This window comes from Pseudomonas sp. 8 R 14, assembly GCF_900005955.1.
GTDB lineage: Bacteria > Pseudomonadota > Gammaproteobacteria > Pseudomonadales > Pseudomonadaceae > Aquipseudomonas > Aquipseudomonas marginalis.
Window position 1 is genome coordinate 1 of the sequence record NZ_CVTH01000039.1, and the last position, 16473, is coordinate 16473.

The 16473-nt window shown below is 59.4% G+C and carries 17 protein-coding genes; 5 read left to right on the forward strand and 12 right to left on the reverse strand.

The window, feature by feature from the left end; translation table 11 throughout:
- Positions 1-112 precede the first annotated feature (112 nt).
- Positions 113-1237: an integrase core domain-containing protein gene (locus BFQ01_RS07600; protein ID WP_249226998.1), complete on the forward strand. Its 1125-nt coding sequence runs from the start codon at positions 113-115 to the stop codon at positions 1235-1237.
- A 139-nt stretch (positions 1238-1376) separates the two neighbouring features.
- Here BFQ01_RS07600 and recJ read toward each other — a convergent pair whose 3' ends face one another.
- Positions 1377-3086, reverse strand: coding sequence for a single-stranded-DNA-specific exonuclease RecJ (recJ, locus tag BFQ01_RS07605; RefSeq protein ID WP_065924825.1), 1710 nt, complete (start codon positions 3084-3086; stop codon positions 1377-1379).
- A gap of 84 nt (positions 3087-3170) precedes the next feature.
- The gene (locus BFQ01_RS07610) at positions 3171-3713 is read right to left on the reverse strand and encodes a YaeQ family protein (protein WP_032890801.1); all 543 of its coding nucleotides are present in this window, start codon (positions 3711-3713) and stop codon (positions 3171-3173) included.
- A gap of 148 nt (positions 3714-3861) precedes the next feature.
- Here BFQ01_RS07610 and BFQ01_RS07615 point away from each other — a divergent pair, with 148 nt between their 5' ends.
- Together BFQ01_RS07615 and BFQ01_RS07620 are read left to right on the forward strand one after the other, a co-directional pair.
- Positions 3862-5061, forward strand: coding sequence for a CaiB/BaiF CoA transferase family protein (locus BFQ01_RS07615; protein WP_027605466.1), 1200 nt, complete (start codon positions 3862-3864; stop codon positions 5059-5061).
- Complete coding sequence (locus tag BFQ01_RS07620) at positions 5061-5945, forward strand: TIGR02285 family protein (RefSeq protein ID WP_065924826.1); 885 nt, start codon at positions 5061-5063, stop codon at positions 5943-5945. The genes BFQ01_RS07615 and BFQ01_RS07620 overlap by 1 nt, the downstream gene beginning before the upstream one ends.
- Positions 5946-6115: 170 nt before the next feature.
- Here BFQ01_RS07620 and BFQ01_RS07625 read toward each other — a convergent pair whose 3' ends face one another.
- Positions 6116-6400 carry a DUF3509 domain-containing protein gene (locus BFQ01_RS07625; protein ID WP_065924827.1) on the reverse strand — a complete coding sequence of 95 codons (285 nt, stop codon included), beginning with the start codon at positions 6398-6400 and terminating at the stop codon, positions 6116-6118.
- 311 nt (positions 6401-6711) lie between these two features.
- On the opposite strand from BFQ01_RS07625, the gene BFQ01_RS07630 reads away from it, so the two are divergent.
- Positions 6712-6933 carry a hypothetical protein gene (locus tag BFQ01_RS07630; protein ID WP_027605463.1) on the forward strand — a complete coding sequence of 74 codons (222 nt, stop codon included), beginning with the start codon at positions 6712-6714 and terminating at the stop codon, positions 6931-6933.
- Positions 6934-7018: 85 nt separating this feature from the next.
- Here BFQ01_RS07630 and thrC read toward each other — a convergent pair whose 3' ends face one another.
- The 9 genes from thrC to ffh all read right to left on the reverse strand — a co-directional run bounded on the left by thrC (position 7019) and on the right by ffh (position 15420).
- On the reverse strand, positions 7019-8428 hold the full coding sequence (thrC, locus tag BFQ01_RS07635; protein ID WP_065924828.1) for a threonine synthase: 1410 nt from the start codon (positions 8426-8428) through the stop codon (positions 7019-7021).
- Between the two features lie 103 nt (positions 8429-8531).
- On the reverse strand, positions 8532-9836 hold the full coding sequence (locus BFQ01_RS07640) for a homoserine dehydrogenase (protein ID WP_065924829.1): 1305 nt from the start codon (positions 9834-9836) through the stop codon (positions 8532-8534).
- A 129-nt stretch (positions 9837-9965) separates the two neighbouring features.
- Positions 9966-10697, reverse strand: a complete 732-nt coding sequence (locus BFQ01_RS07645) for a thioredoxin fold domain-containing protein (protein ID WP_003175893.1) — start codon at positions 10695-10697, stop codon at positions 9966-9968.
- Between the two features lie 142 nt (positions 10698-10839).
- Positions 10840-11736 (reverse strand): site-specific tyrosine recombinase XerD, encoded by an 897-nt coding sequence (gene xerD / locus BFQ01_RS07650; RefSeq protein ID WP_065924830.1) that lies wholly within the window; start codon positions 11734-11736, stop codon positions 10840-10842.
- 112 nt (positions 11737-11848) lie between these two features.
- Positions 11849-12199, reverse strand: a complete 351-nt coding sequence (gene rplS / locus BFQ01_RS07655; protein WP_003175895.1) for a 50S ribosomal protein L19 — start codon at positions 12197-12199, stop codon at positions 11849-11851.
- 45 nt (positions 12200-12244) lie between these two features.
- Entirely contained in the window at positions 12245-13018 is a 774-nt protein-coding gene (gene trmD, locus BFQ01_RS07660; protein WP_172681501.1) for a tRNA (guanosine(37)-N1)-methyltransferase TrmD, read from the reverse strand.
- On the reverse strand, positions 13000-13536 hold the full coding sequence (gene rimM / locus BFQ01_RS07665) for a ribosome maturation factor RimM (RefSeq protein ID WP_053135622.1): 537 nt from the start codon (positions 13534-13536) through the stop codon (positions 13000-13002). The genes trmD and rimM overlap by 19 nt, the downstream gene beginning before the upstream one ends.
- A gap of 5 nt (positions 13537-13541) precedes the next feature.
- Positions 13542-13793: a 30S ribosomal protein S16 gene (gene rpsP / locus BFQ01_RS07670; RefSeq protein WP_003238923.1), complete on the reverse strand. Its 252-nt coding sequence runs from the start codon at positions 13791-13793 to the stop codon at positions 13542-13544.
- A 250-nt stretch (positions 13794-14043) separates the two neighbouring features.
- Positions 14044-15420 carry a signal recognition particle protein gene (gene ffh, locus BFQ01_RS07675; RefSeq protein ID WP_065924831.1) on the reverse strand — a complete coding sequence of 459 codons (1377 nt, stop codon included), beginning with the start codon at positions 15418-15420 and terminating at the stop codon, positions 14044-14046.
- Positions 15421-15654: 234 nt separating this feature from the next.
- Here ffh and BFQ01_RS07680 point away from each other — a divergent pair, with 234 nt between their 5' ends.
- Entirely contained in the window at positions 15655-16467 is an 813-nt protein-coding gene (locus BFQ01_RS07680) for a cytochrome C assembly family protein (RefSeq protein WP_065924832.1), read from the forward strand.
- The last annotated feature ends 6 nt before the right edge of the window (positions 16468-16473 follow it).

The following is a 16473-nucleotide window of genomic DNA, read 5'->3' on the forward strand; positions in this document are numbered from 1 at the left end:
GCCCCGGTACAAACCGGGGACATCGTTTACATTTCTAACCGGGGACATGGTTTACAGGCTAATACGCATGATCAGGAGGTAACTGATCATGCCCTGGAACCAAGAGTCCCCCATGAATCAAAGAATCAAGCTGGTAGCTGATTGGCTTTCTGGCAACTTCACCAAAAGCCAGTTGGCACGCCGCTTTGACGTTAGCCGACCTACCGTCGATAAGTGGATTGCCCGGCACGACGGCGATTTGAGGTCTTTATCCGAACTGTCCCGGCGACCTCACAACAGCCCAAATAAAACCGACGACGAGATTTTGGCCCGTGTAGTCGCGATGAAGGAGGCTCACGATAAATGGGGGCCGAAAAAGCTTCTCGAGCTATTACGGCTGGAAGATCCCTCCGTCACCTGGCCCTCTCCAAGTACGGCCGGTCAATGGCTTGACCGACTTGGGCTCGTCAAAAAGCGGCGCTTCAAACGCCGACACAGCATTTCCCACGCACAAATGCGAAAGGCCGACGAACCTAACAAGACGTGGTGTGCTGACTACAAAGGGCAGTTCAAGATGCTTAATGCTCAGATGTGCTTCCCTTTGACCGTCACAGACCATGCGTCGCGGCTGATTTTAGCGTGCAGGGCCCATCCCAAGATCATGACCCAGCCTGTAAAACAGGCCTTTGAGAGGCTTTTTCAGGAGTACGGCATGCCGGAAGTTATCCGTTCGGACAACGGGGTACCGTTCGCCTCTCCTGGCCTGGCAAGAATATCCACACTGGCAGTTTGGTGGATTCGGCTGGGTATTTATCCCGAGCGAACCATGCCGGGAAGACCCGCCCAGAATGGTCGCCATGAACGAATGCACCGTAGCTTGAAACTTGAGTTGCCCTTAGGGAAAAACTTAGTCGAGCAGCAGCTTTTGCTGGAGCATTTCAGGCATGAGTTTAATTACGTACGCCCTCACGAAGCGCTCGGCATGAAACGTCCGGGAGACTTGTATGTGCCGTCCACCCGAATTTATCCAGGATGCTTGCCCGATGTGGAATATCCGGCAGAAATGAAAGTTCGAAGCGTCAGGCAGGACGGATCGATCAAGTGGAACGGCAAGTTGGTATTTATCAGCGAGGCGCTGTCCGGGGAAAGGATAGGGCTCAAAGAAGCTGAAGATGAAGCTTGGGATTTGTACCTGTGTGATTATCCCTTGGGGAGGCTTGGACGAGGTATGACCCGCGTCCAGGCCTCAAATGTGTAAACGATGTCCCCGGTTTCAGATGTAAACGATGTCTACGGTTCTACACCCCGATGACGGTGGGTCAGCTAGAGGTAAGCTGACTGAAACACCGCTATCGGGGCAAGCCCCCTCCCACAGTTGTTTGTGGTGTCAGTGAGATTTAACGCGGTTCGATATGCGCGATCATCAATTGCACGGTTTCATTGCCACGAAACTCGTTCACATCCAGCTTGTAGGCCAACTCCACCCAACGCACGGTCGGGTTCGGCCAGACTTCCCGGTCGACGCCGAAGGCAATGCCATCGAGCTTCACCGACCCGCATTCGCTCTTGAGCACCACTTTCAGGTGCCGCTCCCCTACTACCCGCTGCTCGACCAGTTGGAACACGCCATGGAACAACGGCTCGGGAAAGTGCTGCCCCCACGGCCCGGCGTGGCGCAATGCGCGCGCCAGTTCCAGGTGAAACTCTTCCACCGCCAGGGTGCCATCGGACAGCAGGCGCCCGGTGAGGTCTTCTTCGCGCAGCTGCCGACGCACTTCGGCGTCAAAGGCCTCGGCAAACAGTGGGAAGTTTTCCTCGGGCAAGGTCAACCCCGCCGCCATGGCGTGGCCGCCATATTTGCTGATCAGGTTGGGGTGCTGGCTCGCGACCACCGCCAGGGCATCGCGGATGTGGAAGCCTTGCACAGAGCGCCCTGAGCCCTTGAGCAGCCCATCGCCTGCATCGGCGAAGGCAATGGTGGGGCGGAAGTACCGCTCCTTCATGCGCGACGCAAGAATGCCGATCACACCTTGGTGCCAGTCCGGATCAAACAGGCACAAGCCGTAGGGCATTGAGTCCACCGGCAAGTCCTTGAGCTGAGCCAGGGCTTCGCGCTGCATGCCCTGCTCGATGGATTTGCGGTCCTGGTTCATGCCGTCCAGTTGTGCGGCCATTTCCCGTGCCGCGGCGAAATCCGTGGTGAGCAGGCATTCGATGCCCAGGCTCATATCGTCCAGGCGCCCGGCGGCGTTCAAGCGTGGCCCGAGGATAAAGCCGAGGTCGGTGGAGGTGATGCGCGCTGCATCCCGCTTGGCCACTTCGAGGATCGCCTTGATCCCCGGCCGTGCGCGACCGGCACGAATACGCTCCAGGCCCTGATGCACGAGGATGCGATTATTGGCGTCCAGGGGAACCACGTCGGCGACGCTGCCCAGGGCGACCAGGTCGAGCAGCTCGCCAATGTTGGGTTGAGGCTTGTTTTCATACCAGCCCAAACTGCGCAAACGCGCGCGCAGGGCCATCAGTACGTAGAAGATCACGCCCACGCCGGCCAGGGCCTTGCTCGGGAACTCACAGCCCGGCTGGTTCGGGTTGACGATGGCATCCGCCGCCGGCAGCTCATCACCAGGCAAGTGGTGATCGGTCACCAATACCTGCAACCCCGCCGCTTTCGCCGCCGCCACGCCTTCGACACTGGAGATGCCATTGTCCACGGTGATCAGCAACTGCGGCTCGCGCTGCAGGGCCACAGCGACGATTTCCGGGGTCAGCCCATAGCCGTATTCGAAGCGGTTGGGCACCAGGTAATCGACATGGGCCGCACCGAGCAAACGCAGGCCCAGGGTACCTACGGTGCTGGCGGTGGCACCATCGGCGTCGAAGTCACCGACGATGAGGATGCGCTGGCGCTGCTCCAATGCCGTCACCAGCAAGTCCACCGCCGCGTCGATGCCCTTGAGCTGCTGATAGGGAATCAACCGCGCCAGGCTCTTGTCCAGCTCGGCCTCGGACTGCACGCCACGAGCGGCGTAGAGACGGGTCAATAGCGGTGGCAATTCACCCAGGAAGGGCAAGACGGCGGGCAACGGGCGGGGATCGATACGCATGGGACGTTGGGGAGTTCTCTGTAGGGGGATATTAGCTGCAAGCTGCAAGCTTCAAGCTTGTAGCTTGTAGCTTGCAGCTCCAATTCAACCGCGTTCGCCGACCAGCCATTGCAGTTGCACTTCGTGCTGGCCACGGTCGTCGGTGACGAAGATCGTGCCTTCACTGATCATCACGTCCCACTTGATCACGCGGGGCATGTCCTTGGCCAGGACCTCCAGAATCTCCTGGGGCACTGCTGCGATGTGTACATTCTTCAGGTTGTTCGCCACCGGCACCACTTTGCCCTCCCAAACGCGCAAGCTGCCGTATGCCAGCAGGCTGGTGCGCTCGGTGCGGCGCGAGCACCAGGTCAGGCGGTCGGCATCCGGCTGGCCGACTTCGATCCAATGCAAAACCCGATCATCCAGGCTTTTTTCCCACAGGGCTGGCTCGTCTACATCTGACAGGCCACGACCGAACGCCAACTGTTCGTTGTAAAAAAGGGCGTAGGCCAGCAGACGCACGGTCATGCGTTCTTCAGTTTCCGAGGGGTGGCGAGCGATGGTCTGCTTGACGCTCTCGTACACCGAACGGTCGAGGTCGGTGAGGTTGAGTTCGAATTTGTAGGTCGTGGACGGCTGGGCCATGAACGGGCTTCTAGAGACAGGGAAAGGCGGCCAGTCTAACCGATGGCGAGGCCATTCAACGAATCCTGCGCTGCATCATCCTTATCCCTGGCCTGCTCGCCTATGTTAAAAGGCTTCACATCACCGTTCTGCGCAGACAAGGATCCCCATGTCGTTTAATGCCAAACCGCTTGCCGGCCTGAAAGTCATCGAACTCGGCACCCTGATCGCCGGGCCCTTCGCCTCACGCATTTGTGCTGAATTCGGTGCCGAGGTGGTCAAGGTCGAATCCCCGGACGGCGGCGACCCGTTGCGCAAATGGCGCAAGCTGTATGAAGGCACCTCGTTATGGTGGTTTGTGCAGGCGCGCAACAAAAAGTCCCTGACGTTGAACCTCAAGCACCCGGACGGGCTGGCGATTCTCAAGCAACTGCTGGCAGACGCCGACATCCTGATCGAAAACTTCCGTCCCGGCGTACTGGAGAAGCTTGGCCTGAGCTGGGAAACCCTGCATGGGCTGAATCCGAAACTGGTGATGGTGCGCCTCTCGGGTTTTGGCCAGACCGGGCCGATGAAAGACCAGCCCGGGTTTGGCGCAGTGGGCGAGTCCATGGGCGGGCTGCGCTATATCACCGGTTTCGAAGATCGCCCGCCGGTGCGCACCGGAATCTCCATTGGTGACTCCATCGCCGCGCTGTGGGCGGTCATCGGCGCCTTGATGGCGCTGCGTCATCGCGAGGTTAACGGCGGTGTGGGCCAGGTGGTCGATGTGGCGCTGTATGAAGCCATCTTCGCCATGATGGAAAGCATGATCCCCGAGTTCGACGTATTCGGGTTTATTCGCGAACGTACCGGCAACATCATGCCCGGCATCACGCCGTCGTCGATCCACACCAGCGCGGACGGCAAGCACGTACAGATCGGTGCCAACGGCGATGCCATCTTCAAACGCTTCATGAGTGCCATCGGCCGGGAAGACCTGGCGAACGATCCACAACTGGCCAGCAATGACGGGCGCGATAGCCGTCGCGATGAACTCTATGGCGTGATTGATCGCTGGGTGAACTCGCTGCCGCTGGAGCAGGTGGTGGAGCAACTCAACAAGGCTGAAGTGCCCGCCAGCCGTATCTACAGCGCCGAGGACATGCTGGGCGACCCGCAATTCCTCGCGCGCGAGATGTTCCTCAAGGCCCGGCTTCCCGGCGGCAAGGACTTCAAGATGCCGGGCATCGTGCCCAAGCTGTCGGACACACCGGGCAGTTGCGAATGGGTGGGGCCGCAACTGGGTGAACACAACGGCGTGGTGTTGGGCGAGCTGGGATACGACGCCGCTGCCATTGTCCGCCTGCGTGAGCAAGGTGCAATCTGATGCCCCACGGCTGCAAACACTGGCTCATTGCGCTGTACCTGGCCGCCATGCTGGCCGGCGGCTGGCCCGTACCGGCGAGCGCAGAGGGCACGTTGATCTGGTTATTGCGCGACTTGCCGCCGCTGACCATCTTCGAAGGGCCAGGCAAAGGCCAGGGTGCCCTGGACCAGTTGCTGCCGATACTGATCGGACACTTGCCGGAATATCGCCACCAGGTAATGCACGTCAATCGCGCGCGCGGCATGCAGATGCTGCGCGAACCCACGCTCACCTGCGATCCATCCTTGCTGTGGACGGCCGAGCGGGCCAGGTACATCGTATTTTCCAGGCAGGCGTTTGTGGTCGCCAGTAATGGCATCACGATCCGACGCAGCCAGCAGGGCGCCCTGGCGGCGTTTATCGTAGACGGCCAATTTGACCTGCAGGCCTTCTTCGACGCCCCTAAGGCAAGGGTAGGCGCGATCGCGGAACGCAGCTACGGCGCCGTTATCGATGAGCGACTGAAACAGGCCGACACACACAAACTGGCACTGCACTACGGCAACGATGCCCTTGGCAGCTTGCTGCAGATGCAGCGCCTGGGCCGGCTGGAGGCAGTGCTGGGCTATTGGCCGGAAATCCGCTACCACGCGATGCAACAGGGGATCGCAGCCGACGACCTCAGCTTCTACCCCATCAAGGGCACAGCGCCTTACCAGCGCACGCATATCGGCTGCTCGGATACACCTGAGGGGCGCGAAGCCATGGAACGGATCAACCGGGTTCTGCCCAGCCTCCCGCTGGCACAAGTACAACAGTCCTATGCCGCCTGGCTGGACCCTGTCATGCGTGAACATTACCTGCGAGACAACCCGAGCTTTTTCCAGGACTCGCCGGCGCCGTGACAAATCCCAGGCAAAAAGAAACCCCGAAGAGTGGGGAGACACTTCGGGGTTAAACGTGGCCTACAAAGACCAGTACAACAAGGCACAAACACCGGAGCACAATGTTTGCTCTTGCTGTTACGAAATCTGACCGGCCATGACGTGGGAAGTTTCCATCTATAAACAATTCTTCATGCAACGGCAGCGCTGCGGGTCTGGGCGGCGTTGCGCAAGGCCGCGATGACCGAGGGTTCCAGGCGTCCTTCAGCGATCTTGAGATCACGCAGCAGGCAATCCACCACATCCACCAATAGGCGCTTATCGAGCAATTGCGCCCGGTCGACTTCACGCTCGACCATGATCGCACCGGCGGGGTTCTTCACGGTTACCAGGCACTCTTCCTGCACACCTGCGGTGGTCAACGTCACCTGATAAGGGCTCAGTGCCTCTTCGAGCAATAGGCTGATACTTTCCATCTCGATCACCACTCAATAGTTCGCAAACATTCTTGTAAACGGGAGCTGCATCTATCCTAAGTGACTGGTTGTGACGTAGGAAAGTTCGCTTTTTCGTTTATGCGGGGTTGTCGGGGGATGACGTTTCCAGCATGCGCTTGCAACATGACAGGCAAAAAACGGCGGCACATAAATGCTTACGCAATGGGCTGCTGTTTTGGGCTTCCCCTGCCGCGCAGGCCATGGGTGAATCCTATACTCGATGAGCGCTGATCACAGTGCCACGTGGGTAAAGCGTATGCCAAAGGCCCTTATTGCGAAGGAGGAATGCGATGGTGGAAAACGATGAGCGACTGGCGACGATGGAGAAAATGCATGCCGATGTAAGGCGCATTTACGCAGAAATATCACGCATGCAGGCTGAGCAAGACAAGCTCAGATCGGAATCCCTGAAAATAAACTGTGAAACTTTCTGGTACCCCATGGGCGTAGCAATGGCCGTGGTCGCAACGATTGCTTCGATTACTGGAGTAGCGATTAAGTTGCTCTTGTAAACGGCACGCTGTCGGGCCTGCCAGAAACAAAAAACGCCGCTGACCCAAGGAAGGGAAAGCGGCGTTTTTGTCTTGGTGACCTGCCTTACAAAGGCTTGCCACGATTGCCATGCTGGCTGACAAACGCCTGCATCGCCTTCAAGTCATTCGGCAGCACCGTGCAACGCTCTTCACGCTCGAACAGGTCTGTCAGGTGCACCGGCAGTTCCAGCGCCTTGCCGACACCCGCCTTCTCCACCGCTTCCGGGAATTTCACTGGATGGGCGGTGCCTAGGATCACCATCGGGATATCCAGGCTACGACGGCATTCGCGGGCGGCCTTCACCCCAATGGCGGTGTGCGGGTCGAGCAGCTCGCCGGTCTGGGCGTAGACCTCGGCGATGGTTTCACAGGTCTGCGCGTCGTCCACGGCCAGGGAGTCGAACAGCTTGCGGGTTTCGGTCCAGCGCTCTTCATCAACGCTGAAACCGCCGCCGCTCTTGAAGGTGTCCATCAAGCCGGCGATGGCTGCGCCGTTGCGACCGTGCATGTCGAACAGCAGGCGTTCGAAGTTCGACGACACCATGATGTCCATGGACGGCGACAAGGTGGCGTGCAGGGTTTCCTTGACGTATTGGTTGCCGCTCATGAAGCGGTGCAGGATGTCGTTACGGTTGGTGGCGACGATCAACTGGTTGACCGGCAGGCCCATGTTACGGGCCAGGTAGCCGGCGAAGATGTCGCCGAAATTGCCGGTCGGCACCGAGAACGACACCGAGCGCGCCGGGCCACCCAACTGCAGCGAGGCGTGGAAGTAGTAGACGATCTGGGCCATGATCCGCGCCCAGTTGATCGAGTTCACCGCCACCAGGCGTGTGCCTTTGAGGAAGCCCTGGTCGGCGAAGCTGTTCTTGACCATTTCCTGGCAGTCGTCGAAGTTGCCTTCGATGGCGATGTTATGGATGTTCTCGCCGAAGATGGTGGTCATCTGGCGGCGCTGTACTTCCGAGACACGCTTGTGCGGGTGCAGGATGAAGATGTCGACGTTTTCGCAGTGCTTGCAGCCTTCGATGGCGGCCGAACCGGTATCACCCGAGGTGGCGCCGATGATCACCACGCGCTCGCCGCGCTTCTCCAGCACGTAGTCCAGCAGGCGACCCAGCAGTTGCAGGGCGAAGTCCTTGAACGCCAGGGTCGGGCCATGGAACAGCTCGAGCACCCATTCGTTGCCGTTGAGCTGGCGCAGAGGCGCGATGGCGCTGTGGGAAAACACGCCGTAGGTCTCTTCCAGAATCTTTTTGAAATCCGCATCGGGGATGCTGCCGGTGACGAACGGGCGCATCACCCGGAACGCCAGCTCGTGGTACGGCAGGCCGGCCCACGAAGCCATTTCTTCCTGGGTAAAGCGTGGCAGGTTTTCCGGCACGTACAGGCCGCCGTCAGTGGCAAGGCCTGCCAGCAAGACGTCTTCGAAATTCAGGGCCGGTGCCTGGCCGCGGGTGCTGATGTAGCGCATAAAAGCAAACCTTTGGTTTGAGCTTCAAGCTTCAAGCTACAAGCGGCAAGTTAAAGCTGATCGGCTTTTACTTGCAGCTTGCAGCCAATAGCTTGCAGCTGGATTAATTCAAATGTTCGACGCGAATCCGTACTACCGGCCCAACCACACCCTGGAGAGCTTCCAGGGACTGGATGGCATCGTTGATGTGCTGCTCGAGCACCCGGTGGGTCAGCAGGATCATCGGCACCTGGCCGTTCTGCTCCTCGACTTCCTTCTGCATGATCGACTCGATGTTGATACCGCGCTCCGACAGGATGCTGGCCACCTGGGCCAACACGCCCGGGTGATCCTTGGCCTGGATGCGCAGGTAGTAGGCGCTTTCGCATGCCTCGATCGGCAGGATCGGGTGGGCCGACAGCGAATCCGGCTGGAAGGCCAGGTGCGGCACGCGGTTTTCCGGGTCGCTGGTCATGGCGCGCACCACGTCCACGAGGTCGGCGATCACCGACGAAGCGGTCGGCTCCATGCCGGCACCGGCGCCGTAGAACAGCGTGGAACCAGCGGCATCACCGTTGACCATCACGGCGTTCATCACCCCATTGACGTTGGCGATCAAGCGGTCGGCCGGGATCAGCGTCGGGTGCACACGCAACTCGATACCCGCCGGGGTGCTGCGCGCGACACCGAGGTGCTTGATGCGGTAGCCCAGGGCTTCGGCGTAGTTCACGTCGGCAGTGGTCAACTGGGTGATGCCTTCGGTGTAGGCCTTGTCGAACTGCAGCGGGATACCAAAGGCGATGGACGCCAGGATGGTCAGCTTGTGCGCCGCGTCGATGCCTTCCACGTCGAATGTCGGGTCGGCTTCGGCATACCCCAGGGCCTGGGCTTCGGTCAGTACGTCTTCGAAGGTACGGCCCTTCTCGCGCATTTCGGTGAGGATGAAGTTACCGGTGCCGTTGATGATGCCGGCCACCCAGTTAATGCGGTTGGCGGACAGGCCTTCACGGATCGCCTTGATCACGGGGATACCGCCGGCAACCGCGGCTTCGAACGCCACGATCACGCCTTTCTCGCGGGCCTTGGCGAAGATCTCGTTGCCGTGTACGGCGATCAGCGCCTTGTTGGCGGTGACCACGTGCTTGCCGTTTTCGATCGCCTTGAGCACCAGCTCGCGAGCCACGGTGTAACCGCCCACCAGCTCGATGACGATATCGATTTCAGGGTTGGTGGCCACGGCGAAGACATCGTTGGTAATCGCAATACCGGTCGTTTGGAACTGAGGCTTTGGCGAACGCGTGGCAATTTGCGCCACTTCAATCCCACGCCCTGCACGGCGGGAAATTTCTTCAGCATTACGCTGAAGTACGTTGAAGGTGCCGCCACCGACGGTCCCTAACCCACAGATGCCTACTTTGACCGGTTTCACTGAAGAACTCCCCATGAAACGGCCGACGCTAGGTCGGCCGTGAAAAACAGCCGCACAACTGCGGCTTTCAATTAATGGCCCGCCGACTTATCCACGGGCCAGCATCGTCAAAGGTTCGACAATGCTGGTTTATTTGGCACTCAGCGCCAGTTTGGCAACTTGTGGTGCCGGCTGGTAGCCCGGAATCACCTGGCCGTCAGCTAAAACGATGGCCGGTGTGCCGTTTACGCCGATGGACTGGCCCAGGGCGAACTGCTTGGAAACCGGGTTGGCACATTTGGCCGCCTTGATTTCCTTGCCATCAACCATCTTGTCCATGGCCGCCTTCTTGTCGGCCGAGCACCATACGGCTTGCAGCTGCTCGTCGCCCGGCGAACCCAGGCCCTGGCGCGGGAACGCTACGTAGCGCACTTCCACGCCGAGCTTGTTCAGCGCAGGCACTTCGGCGTGCAACTTATGGCAGTACGGGCAGGTGGTGTCGGTAAACACGGTGATATGGGTCTTGGTCTCGCCGATGGCCGGGTAAACCACGGTTTCAGCCACTGGAATGCCGTTGATCAGCTTGGACACGCCCAGGCGCTCGGCTTTCTCGGTGAGGTTGACCGGCTTGCCGTCCTTGAGCTGGAACAGGTAGCCCTGGACGATGTACTGACCGTCTGCACTGGCGTACAGCACGCGGCTGCCCTTGAGCTTGACTTCATACAGGCCGGCCATCGGGCTGGCGCTGATGCTTTCGATCGGGGTGTCGAGCTGCAGGTTGGCCAGGCTCTTGCGGATGGTCTGCTCGGCAGCGTCATCGGCGACGGCAAAGGTGGAAACCAACGCAATGGCTGCGGCGGCAATAATCTGGGTCAAGCGCATGGAAACTCCTGAAGGCAGATGCAGGGACGGGTGCAGGTACGCCGATACGCAAACACGGGTGCGGGCCGTCCCCTTTGCTAACCGGCAAAGCCTACCACAGTTGGGCCGCAGGGCAGCCCGTGGCGGGATAAATTGGCGGTTTTCAGCCTCGCGGGTGGTGCTTGGCGTGCATATCCTGCAATCGCGCACGCGCCACGTGGGTGTAAATCTGGGTGGTGGATAAGTCGCTGTGCCCGAGCAGCATTTGCACCACGCGCAAATCCGCACCGTGGTTGAGCAAATGGGTGGCGAATGCATGGCGCAAAGTGTGGGGCGACAGGCTCTTGCCGATCCCCGCGACCTTGGCCTGGTGTTTGATGCGATGCCAGAACGTCTGGCGGGTCATCTGTTCGCCGCGTTGGCTGGGAAACAGCACATCGCTGGGCCGCCCGCCAAGCAGCTCGCTACGGGCATCGCGCATGTAGCGCTCGACCCACACAATCGCTTCCTCCCCCATCGGCACCAGCCGCTCCTTGCTGCCCTTGCCCATTACCCGCAGCACCCCCTGGCGCAGATTGACTTGCTCCAGAGTCAGGCTGATCAGCTCCGTGACCCGCAGGCCACAGGCATACAACACTTCCAGCATGGCGCGGTCACGCTGGCCGATGGCTTCGCTGAGGTCGGGCGCAGCGAGCAAGGCATCGACGTCGGCTTCCGACAGGGATTTGGGCAAGGGCCTGCCCAGTTGCGGCATATCGATTTGCAGGGTCGGATCGAGGGTAATCAGTTTCTCCCTGAGCAAATAGCGATAAAAGCCACGCACACCGGAGAGAAATCGTGCAGTGGAACGGGGTTTGTAGTTCTGCTCCAGACGCCAGGCCAGGTGATCGAGGATCAGCTCGCGGCCGGCATTGATCAGTTCCAGGTGTTTCTCCTGCAGCCAGCCGTTGAACAGCGCCAGGTCGCTGCGGTAGGCCTGGCGGGTGTTATCTGACAGGCCTTTTTCCAGCCATAGGGCATCGAGGAAACGGTCGATCAGGGGGTGGTCGATGGCGGGCATAGGGACTCGAACAGAAAAATGGCGGAATCAGGTAGATCCTATCCCGGACCTCAAATCGCGGGCACAAAAAAGCAGCCCGTAGGCTGCTTTTTTCTGCATCGGGAAGCTGGACTTAAGCCAGTTTTTCCTTGATGCGAGCTGCTTTACCGGACAGGTCACGCAGGTAGTACAGCTTGGCTTTACGTACGTCACCGCGACGCTTGACGGCCATGCTGTCGATTTGCGGGCTGTAGGTCTGGAAAGTACGCTCTACGCCAACACCGTTGGAGATTTTACGAACAGTGAAAGCACTGTTCACACCACGGTTACGCTTGGCGATTACCACGCCTTCGAACGCTTGCAGACGCGAACGGTCGCCTTCCTTCACTTTCACCTGGACGACAATAGTGTCGCCCGGGGCAAAGGTAGGGATCTCTTTGGTCATCTGCTCTGCTTCGAGTGCAAGGATGATTTTGTTAGTCATGCTGTGCTCCTAAGGTAAGTCAATGGACCTACCATCGATACGTTGTTAACTATCGTCCCGCGCGAGGATGTATTCCTCGAGCAGCTTCTTCTCTTCTCCAGAAAGCGAGCGGCTTTCCAGAAGATCGGCGCGTCGTTCATAGGTCCGACCAAGGGACTGCTGTAAACGCCAACGCCGGATGTGTGCGTGATTGCCACTTAGCAATACGTCGGGAACACGCTGATCCGCATACACCTCCGGTCGGGTGTAGTGCGGGCAATCCAGCAAACCGTCCGTGAAGGAGTCTTCCTCCGCGGAGTCCGCATGCCCTAAAGCTCCAGGCAGCAGTCGTGTAACCGCATCTATCAGGACCATCGCCGGCAGCTCGCCGCCAGACAGGACATAGTCCCCAATCGACCACTCTTCATCGACATGAGCATCAATAAAACGCTCGTCAATGCCTTCATAGCGACCGGCAATCAGGATCAGTGCTTCCTCATTCGCCAGTTCGCGGACCCCAGCCTGTTTCAGCTGGCGGCCTTGAGGGGACAGGTAAATAACCTTCGCCTTCTCCCCGGCGGCTGCCTTGGCCTGAGCCAACGCGTCTTCCAGGGGCTTGATCTTCATCACCATGCCCGGGCCACCGCCAAATGGGCGATCGTCCACAGTGTGATGTCGATCCGTCGTGTAGTCTCGCGGGTTCCAACAGGTAAGCTGCAACAGCCCCTGTTTCACCGCCCGACTGGTGATGCCGTACTCGCTGATGGCGGAGAACATCTCGGGAAACAAACTGATCACTTCAATGCGCAAATTAGCCACGCTTAGAAGTCCGCGTCCCATTCCACCTTCATCTCGCCTGCGGCCAGGTCGACAGCCAACACGCATTGCTCGGTATAGGGCAACAGGCGTTCGCGATCATCCAGGCTGCCAGCGCAAGGCTTGACCACCATTACATCATTGGCGCCGGTTTCCAGAAGATGATCGATTTTCCCGAACAATTGCCCGAGTTGATCGATGACCTTCAGACCTTCCAGCTGGTACCAGTAGTACTCGCCGTCGGTCAATTCAGGGAACAGGTTGCGCGGCACGCAGATCTCATAACCGGCCAGAAGACGAGCTTCTTCACGGTCATCAAGACCCTTGAGCTTTGCGACCAGGAACTTATCGCTCCCGCGCCCACTGACCAGCTCGACCTGTTTCACACTACCTTCGCGCTTGAGCGTCCAGGTCTTGTACTGCAACAGGTTTTCAGTCGGATCAGTAAAGGAATACACCTTCACTTCGCCGCGAACGCCATGAACAGAATAAATCTTGCCGATAACGATCAAATCATCAGCAACAGCTGGCGTCGCGTTCATATTGCTCAGGCTGCGGCCTTAGCCGAGTCCTTCAACAACTTGGCAACACGCTCAGACGGTTGTGCACCAACGCTCAGCCAGTAGGCTACGCGCTCTTGGTTCACGGACAGGCGGACTTCTTGACCACGAGCGATCGGGTTGAAGAAACCTACTTGTTCCTTGTGAGAGCCGTCACGTGGGTTGCGGCTGTCAGTTACGGTCAAGTGGTAAAACGGGCGCTTTTTGGAGCCGCCAAGGGCAAGACGGATTGTTAGCATGTGAACATCGTTCCTGTAGTCGGTGCTGCAAATCTAAATGCACAGCGGGCATAGGTGCCCGAAAGGCCGCATATTCTAAGGAATATCCGGACTTTTGCAAATGTCTTTTTCTGGCGCCTATCAGCGGGCCATTCAGATCTGCTAGAGAGCCGTCGGTTAAAACGGCAGGTCAGCCCCCGCCAACGGCGGGTTTGCTGGAGATCCCACATCCCTGTGGGTCGGAGCAGGAGTGAACTCCCGCTCGAATACTTTACATTTTCGGCATGCCGCCGCCGGGCAACATACCGCCCATGCCGCGCATCATCTTGGCCATTCCGCCCTTGGCGGAGAATTTCTTCATCATCTTCTGCATCTGCTTGTGCTGCTTGATCAAGCGACCGATGTCCTGCACCTGGGTGCCGGAACCCATGGCGATCCGACGCTTGCGCGAACCGCTGATCAGCTCAGGGTCGCGGCGCTCGGCCGGGGTCATGGAGTTGATGATGGCTTCCATCTGCTTGAACTGCTTCTCTGCCGCGCCCTGGGCATTGCCCATTTGCGCCAGGTTCACACCGCCGATGTTCGGCAGCTTGTCCATCAGGCCGCCAAGGCCGCCCATGCTCTTCATTTGTTGCAGTTGGTCGCGGAAGTCTTCGAGGTCGAAGCCCTTGCCCTTCTTCAACTTTTTAGCAAGCTTATCGGCTTTGTCCTTGTCGAGCGTCGCTTCAGCCTGTTCGATCAGGCTGAGCACGTCGCCCATGCCGAGGATACGCGAGGCGATACGCTCAGGGTGGAACGGTTCGAGCGCTTCGCTCTTCTCGCCCATACCGATGAACTTGATCGGCTTGCCGGTGATGGCACGCACCGACAGCGCGGCACCGCCACGGGCGTCGCCGTCGACCTTGGTGAGGATCACGCCGGTCAGCGGCAGCGCATCGCCGAAGGCCTTGGCGGTATTGGCCGCATCCTGGCCGGTCATGGCGTCGACCACGAACAGCGTCTCGACCGGGTTGATCGCGGCATGCAGCGCCTTGATCTCGCCCATCATCTCTTCATCGATGTGCAGGCGACCGGCGGTATCGACGATGACCACGTCGATGAACTTGAGCCTTGCTTCTTTAATAGCGGCGTTGGCGATGTCGACCGGCTTCTGGCTCAGGTCGGACGGGAAGAAGGTCACGCCCACTTCGCCCGCGAGCATTTCCAGCTGCTTGATGGCCGCCGGACGGTACACGTCGGCCGATACCACCATCACGGACTTCTTCTTGCGCTCTTTAAGGAAGCGCGCCAGCTTGCCGGCGGTGGTGGTCTTGCCCGCACCTTGCAGGCCGGCCATCAACACGACGGCCGGTGGCACGGCACTGAGGTTCAAATCTTCGTTGGCCGCACCCATCAGGCTTTCGAGTTCGGCCTGGACGATCTTCACAAAGGCCTGGCCCGGCGTCAGGCTGCGGGACACTTCAGTGCCCACTGCGCGCTCTTTGACCGAGTTGACGAAGTCCTTCACCACTGGCAAGGCCACGTCGGCTTCCAGCAACGCCATGCGCACTTCGCGCAGGGTGTCTTTAATATTGTCCTCGGTCAGCTTGGCCTTGCCGGTTACATGGCGCAGCGTCTGCGAGAGACGGTCAGTCAGGTTTTCAAACATGCGCGATCCTTTCAGGCCCTAATCATCGAAATGCATTGGTAGACCGAGGTAATGGCAGCCCAGGCTGTGGTAAATCGCTATTAAACACAGCGCTCGGCGAGCCTGCGGCGTGGGCAGGTCGCGGATTATAGCGAAGACTGCGTCCATGCACACCCGCTGTCTGGTCCGGGAGTCTTTCGTGGAACGCAGGTGTATGCCAAACTCAGCGCCTTTCGGGCTTGTCTATCAGGATTTATGGTCCCCTTGTCACCCAGTTTGCTACCCAGCCTCGCCGCCGCACTCCTTTATGCCGCTGCGACCCTCTATCAGGGCACTCGTCTTGCCCAAGGCACCAAGGCGGACAAACGCCTGCTGGTCGGCCTGGGCGTCCTCGCCCTGCTGGCCCACGCCGCGAGCCTGTTCACCCACCTGATGACCCCGGTGGGCCTGGGCCTGGACTTTTTCAGCGCCGCCAGCCTGATCGCTGCAGCAGTCATCGCGCTGACATTGCTGGCCTGCTACCGGATCCCCGTCGAGAACCTGCTGGTCCTGCTCTTTCCCCTGGGCGTGCTGACGGTGCTGCTGGCGCAGTTCGCCCCCACCGGCACCGTACAGGTGATTGACGAAGAGCCCGGCATCCTCGCGCATATCCTGTTGTCGATCCTGGCCTATGGCATGTTCACCATCGCGGTGTTCCAGGCCCTGCTCCTGCTGTTGCAGGACCACCAACTCAAGCACAAGCACCCTTCCGGCCTGATCAAGAACTTCCCACCGCTGCAAACAATGGAAAGCCTGCTGTTCGGTTTCCTGTGGGCCGGCTGGACCCTGCTTTCGCTGTCGCTGATCTCCGGCTGGCTGTTCGTCGAAAACCTGTTTGCCCAGCACCTGGTGCACAAGACCCTGCTGGCCTGCCTGGCCTGGATCGTGTTCAGCGTGCTGCTGTGGGGCCGCAACCGCCTCGGCTGGCGCGGGCATAAAGCGATCCGCTGGACCCTGGCCGGTTTCTGCCTGCTGATGCTGGCCTATTTCGGCAGCAAGCTGGTTCGCGAATACATCCTGCATATCTGACGGGCA